This window comes from Neisseria sp. HMSC078C12 (assembly GCF_001838065.1).
Classification (GTDB): domain Bacteria; phylum Pseudomonadota; class Gammaproteobacteria; order Burkholderiales; family Neisseriaceae; genus Neisseria.
Map to the genome: position 1 here is coordinate 223034 of NZ_KV835599.1, position 6380 is coordinate 229413.

The following is a 6380-nucleotide window of genomic DNA, read 5'->3' on the forward strand; positions in this document are numbered from 1 at the left end:
AAACCGCAGGTCTTTCAACCTGCGGTTTGCTTTTATGATTTGTTTTCTTCGCTGTCGAGGAAGCTGCGGAGGCGGTCGCTGCGGGTAGGATGGCGCAGCTTACGCAGGGCTTTAGCCTCGATTTGACGGATACGTTCGCGGGTTACGTCAAATTGTTTGCCGACTTCTTCGAGCGTGTGGTCGGTATTCATATCGATACCGAAACGCATACGCAACACTTTGGCTTCGCGCGGGGTCAGGCTTTCGAGGATTTCTTTGGTTACTTCGTGCAGGCTGGTGTACATCGCAGCTTCTGCCGGCGCAACGTTGTTGGCATCCTCGATGAAGTCGCCCAAGTGCGAATCGTCGTCGTCGCCAATCGGTGTTTCCATGGAAATTGGCTCTTTGGCGATTTTCATGATTTTGCGGATTTTGTCCTCCGGCATTTCCATCAACTCGGCCAGTTTGGCGGAATCAGGTTCTTCACCGGTTTCTTGCAGGTATTGGCGCGAGATACGGTTCATTTTGTTGATGGTTTCAATCATGTGAACCGGAATGCGGATGGTACGCGCTTGGTCGGCGATGGAACGGGTAATCGCTTGACGGATCCACCATGTGGCGTAAGTCGAGAACTTATAGCCGCGACGGTATTCGAATTTGTCCACCGCTTTCATCAAGCCGATATTGCCTTCTTGAATCAAATCAAGGAACTGCAAGCCGCGGTTGGTGTATTTTTTGGCAATGGAAATAACCAAACGCAAGTTGGCCTGAATCATTTCCTGTTTGGCGGCTGAGGTTTCTTTTTCGCTCAACACCATGTTTTTGTTGATTTCTTTCAACTCTTCGATGGAAATGCGGGTTTCGCTTTCCATATTGGCCAACTCGGCTTGTTTTTCGAGGATGGCGTGGCGGAAACGATCTAAAGCATTGGCCCATACTCGGCCTTTGGCTACTTCTTTTTCAACCCATTCCAAATCGGTAATGGCAGGCAGGAAGTTTTCGATGAAGTAGTCGCGTTCCATACGTACGCGGTCGATGCAGATATCGCGGATTTCGCGTTCGAGTTTGCGGATATTTTCAACGCGACTGCGCAGGTTGCTGCTCAAATTTTCGATTTGGCGTGTGGCAAAACGGACTTCCAGCAGTTTGTTGGCAATGGCATCGCGGTGTTTCAGGTAGTTGGCATGTTGGCTACCGTGTTTTTCCAGCTGCTTGATCATTTTGCCGTATTCGCTCTCGATAAAGGCGAAATGTTCCAACACTTTTTGTTTCAGTTCGGCCAAATGGGCGGCGGACATGGCTTCGGAATCACTGCCGGAGTCATCTTCGTCATCTTCGTCGTCCTCTTCGACTTCGCTGTCGGTTTCGCCTTCTTCATCGTCAGGTTTGGCATTTTCCAAATGACCCAGACCCAATTCGTTTAACAAAACTTCATTAGGGTCGATGATGGCTTCAACCACTTCATCCACACGAATTTCGTCGTTGCGGACTTGTTCGATCAAAGCCAAAATCTCGGCAATCGAACCCGGGCAGGCGGAAATGGCCTGCACCATGTTTTTCAGTGCATTTTCGATTTTTTTGGCAATGATGATTTCGTCTTCGCGTGTCAACAAATCGACTTGGCCCATTTCACGCATATACATGCGCACAGGGTCGGTTGTACGGCCGAATTCGGAATCTGCGCTGGAAAGTGCCGCTTCGGCTTCTTCAACGGCATCGTCGTCGGTCAGGGCGGCGGCATTGTCGCTCAAGAGGATGTCTTCAGCATCGGGAGCCTGTTCGGTTACCTGGATACCCAAGCCGGAAATCATGCTGACGATGTTGTCGATTTGCTCGGCGTCGGACATATCGTCGGGCAGCGCGTCGTTAATTTCGGAATAAGTGATGTAGCCGCGTTCTTTACCCATAATAATGAGTTGACGCAGACGGGCGCGCTGCTCTTCGATACTCAAGGGACGGTTGTCATCTTGGTCTTGGTATTCTTCGTAGTTTTGGTTTTTAGACATGGATTGCTCTCTAGGTTGATAGGATGCCGACGGTTTACGGTGATGTGGCCGTACCTGAAGGCGGAGCAGAGCTTTTTGTTGTGAAATCAGATTTCACTTTAATACTCTGAGGCCGTCTGAAAATATTACGGATGGAGTGTTCTGCGTGTCATGCTTCGCAGCGTGTGTTTAGATTGTTCAGACGGCCTGAGGGGTTAGTTTTGCTTTGCCGTCAAAAGCGACAGCAATAGTCTTTTTTCATTTTCGGTCAAACCAGTTTGAATACTTTTTTGCTTTAAAGTTTCGATTTGACTGTATTTTAATTCATTTAACAACTTTTTCATGCCGATTTGGAAACTTTCGCAATCTTCTTCGTCATCCCCTTCCATTTCTTCAGAGTGAAGGGTCGATAAAAAGATTTGATTGACGGTTTCCTCATAAGGCGAACCGCGCATATATTCAAGCACTTGTGCCGTTGCCGGAATCGTGGCGTGATTCTTGATGGTTTCGGCCAGATTGGCAAGGCAGGCAAAGTCACCGCTTAACGCCAGATAATCGGGCAGGTCTATATATGAAGCCCAAGCCGGATTTATCAAGAGGCTGCGTATTTGTCTTTGCACCAGCGTCAGCATGGTTGGCTGCTTGACAGAAATGGGCGGCAGTTTGTAACTTTTTTGTTTGACGTACCGCTTGGGCGCTTCTTGTCCGAGTAACTGGGCGAGGTTGTCAGGATCAATGCCCACCAACTCGCTGAGTTTTTGTTTCAGGAGATAGCCCAATGCCGGCGCGGTAATTTGCGCTAAAAGCGGAGAACTGGTTTTGACCAATTCTGCTTTGCCTTCTTGTGTATTGAGGTTGAGGCCGTCTGAAAGATGTTCCCAAAAATATTCGGATAGGGGCTTGCTTTGGTTTAACAAAGCATCTTCAAATTGCGTCTTACCGTAGGTGCGGATGTAGCTGTCGGGGTCGTGTTCTTCGGGCAGGAAGAGAAAATGCAGCGATTTATCGTCTTTTAATTGCGGCAACGCATTTTCCAGCGCGCGCCAGGCCGCTTTACGTCCCGCGCCGTCGCCGTCAAAACAAAAATAAATACTGTCTGCCTGACGCATCAGGATTTTGACATGTTCCGCTGTGGTTGCCGTACCCAAAGCCGCTACGCCGTAGCCGACGCCGAACTGCGCCAATGCGACCACGTCCATGTAGCCTTCGACCACCAAAATCCGTCCGGCCTCTTTTACGGCAGCACGCCCTTCATATAGCCCGTAAAGATTTTTTCCTTTGTCGAACAAAGGAGTGTCGGGCGAGTTGAGGTATTTGGGTTTGGAGTCGTCCAATACGCGACCTCCAAAGCCGATGACCTGCCCACGCGGATTACGGATAGGAAACATAACCCGATGGCGAAAGCGGTCGTAATGTTTGCCTTCATTATCAATGACCATGCCCGTATCCACCAACGCAGTATTCGGATAGGGCTGAAATACTTGTGCCAAAGGCTGCCAACTGTCGGGCGCATAGCCCAGACCATAATGCGCGATGACTTCCGCACTCAAGCCGCGTTTGTCTAAATAAGCCTTCGCTGCCGGATTGAATTTCAACTGTTGCGCGTAAAAATCCGCTGCCGCCGCCGTCGTTTCTTCCAAAGTCTGCTGTTTTTTCTTACGTTCGGCACGGATTTCGGGATTGTCTTCCTGCCCGCGTACTTTAGGCACCGTCATACCGACGCGATCAGCCAAAAACTGCACCGCCTCCGGAAACGACAGCCCCTGATGTTCCATCACAAAACCAATCGCCGAACCATGCGCCCCGCAACTGAAACAATGGTAAAACTGCTTGGTCGGGCTGACTGAAAACGACGGCGTCTTTTCCTTGTGGAATGGACAACAAGCCATATAGTTCGCCCCGCCTTTCTTCAGCGGAACCTGCTCGTCAATAATATCGACAATATCGACTTTGGACAAAAGCTCGTCAATGAAATCAGATGGAATCATAGTTCGGCAGAAGAGGATGGACGGAAAACATTTCAGACGGCCTTATAAACAGACAAAGGCCGTCTGAAAATGGAATTTCGAATGAGGGTTGAAATGAGTTTTGTATTATAGCAAATTGTTGTCATACATGTGTCCTATCCTTTTGAGGTAGAGTATTAATCATCGTATTTCATTCGTAATTAAGATGGATATGATGTCGCTAAAGCAAAGGCCGTCTGTAAGATATTCAGACGGCCTTTACTGTTGTCTTATTTTGCGATTCAGTTGCGCTTTCATGGCATGAATATGATAATGAACACATATTCCAGATTTTAGAAAGCTAGTTTCTCATGAAAAATTTTGCCCGCTTGCTCAACCATCCCGATATTTCCTTTTTTCCGATTCCAAATGCTATTAAAGTTGATAATCCTGCAACAGGTGAGGCTTTGGCGTTTGTCCGTAAGACTGATTCAGACGGCCTGAAGCTTTTGATTCAAAAGGCGGAGGCGGAACAAAAATTGTGGGCGGCAAAAACTGCGTTGGAGCGCGCCGATGTGTTGTGGCGCTGGTATTTTCTGATTAAAGAAAACAAAGAAGAACTGGCGCGCATCATGACGATGGAGCAGGGTAAAAGCCTGACCGAGGCGCGCGGCGAGATTGATTATGCGGCTTCGTTTGTGCGCTGGTTTGCGGAAGAGGCGCGGCGGATTGACGGCGATGTGCTGACGAGTGTGAAGGCGTCGCAAAAACTGGTCGTGTTGAAACAGCCTGTCGGCGTTACCGCTGCGATTACGCCGTGGAACTTCCCGTCTGCGATGATTGCGCGTAAGGCTGCGCCTGCTTTGGCGGTTGGCTGCGCGATGATCGTCAAACCTGCATCGCTCACGCCCCTGAGCGCGTATGCGCTGGCGCTATTGGCTTACGAAGCGGGCGTGCCGCAGGATTTGCTACCTGTTGTCAGCGGCCGCGCTTCGGAAATCAGCCATGAATTTGCCACGAACCCGACCGTGCGCAAAATCAGCTTCACCGGTTCGACCGAAGTCGGCGCGAAAATTTTTGCCGACAGCGCGGCGGACATTAAAAAACTCAGTTTGGAGCTGGGCGGCAACGCGCCGTTTATCGTGTTTGACGATGCCGATTTGGACAAAGCCGTCGAAGGTGCGCTCGCCAGCAAGTTCCGCAACAGCGGTCAGACCTGCGTCTGCACCAACCGCGTTTACGCTCAATCCGGCATTTACGACGAATTTTGCCGCAAATTAAGTGGAAAAGTGGCCGCGCTCAAATTGGGCAACGGCTTGGATGAGGGCGTCAACCAAGGGCCGCTGATTGAGGAAAAAGCAGTGGAAAAAGTTGAGCAACACATCGCCGACGCATTAGCTAAAGGTGCAAGTTGTCTGACCGGCGGCAAACGCAGCGCATTGGGTGGAACATTTTTCGAGCCGACTGTCTTAAGTGGCGTAACGGCGCAAATGGCGGTGGCGCGCGAAGAAACCTTCGGGCCGTTGTGTCCAGTGTTCCGCTTTGAAACCGAAGCCGAAGTCATCGCGGCCGCCAACGATACGGAATACGGTTTGGCAGCTTACCTTTTCACCTCCGACACCGCCCGTCAGTGGCGCGTCGGCGAAGCCTTGGAATACGGCATGGTCGGCATCAATACGGGCTTAATCAGTAATGAAGTGGCACCGTTTGGCGGCGTGAAACGCAGCGGTTTGGGACGTGAAGGCAGCAAATACGGTGCGGACGAATATTTGGAATTGAAATATTTATGTATTGATGTAGCGGAATAAGGCTTACACAGTAAAGGCCGTCTGAAATTCGGTTTTCAGACGGCCTTTTTTAAACGCAGAAAAGGTATCGGATAATTTTCATATTGTGAGAACGATCTTTATAAAAAGCAAAACCATAAGAAACAAAGTTGCAAAAATTTTGTCACATGTTTATAAAATTAGTTTGATAACTATTTTGATGTTTTTAATCTTGTTGGATGTGTATTTCAAGTTTCTAGCTGTAGTTTTTTGAGTGATGGCAGCGGAAATTTTGGATAATACAACCGTGAGCAAGGAAGGATTGTTTTTTTGCTCACACAGTGTGGCTCATATCGATAGCGTGGGAACTTTATCTAGGCTGCAATTTTGTGGTGTGACTTTTATAAAAAAGGTGATGTGAATGTTGAAGAAATTTTTAATCCTGTTTTGCGTAGCTTTTATCGGCGCATGCAGTTCCTTTAATGGGGACGGTTTGTCAAATGGCTCATATTCTCAAGGGAAACGGCTTGATCCGAATTGTGATCATTATGCTGTCGGCGGTAGTGGCAGCGGTTGTACACCGGCAGGTCAATGGCATCTTAAAGATAAACAAGGACAAAGAGTTCCATTCTAGCTTTTAAAAATGATTGTAAAATGGGCATTTAATTATTTAGGCCGTCTGAAATTTGGTTTTCAGACGGCCT

Annotated in this window: 3 protein-coding genes; 1 reads left to right on the forward strand and 2 read right to left on the reverse strand. The window is 48.7% G+C overall.

Annotated elements, in window-relative coordinates; translation table 11 throughout:
- Window positions 1-32: 32 nt before the first annotated feature.
- Both rpoD and dnaG read right to left on the reverse strand, forming a co-directional pair.
- Window positions 33-1985 (reverse strand): RNA polymerase sigma factor RpoD, encoded by a 1953-nt coding sequence (gene rpoD, locus HMPREF2596_RS04605; RefSeq protein ID WP_070849920.1) that lies wholly within the window; start codon window positions 1983-1985, stop codon window positions 33-35.
- 194 nt (window positions 1986-2179) lie between these two features.
- Window positions 2180-3952: a DNA primase gene (gene dnaG / locus HMPREF2596_RS04610; RefSeq protein ID WP_070849922.1), complete on the reverse strand. Its 1773-nt coding sequence runs from the start codon at window positions 3950-3952 to the stop codon at window positions 2180-2182.
- A gap of 329 nt (window positions 3953-4281) precedes the next feature.
- Here dnaG and HMPREF2596_RS04615 point away from each other — a divergent pair, with 329 nt between their 5' ends.
- Window positions 4282-5718: an NAD-dependent succinate-semialdehyde dehydrogenase gene (locus HMPREF2596_RS04615; protein WP_070849924.1), complete on the forward strand. Its 1437-nt coding sequence runs from the start codon at window positions 4282-4284 to the stop codon at window positions 5716-5718.
- The last annotated feature ends 662 nt before the right edge of the window (window positions 5719-6380 follow it).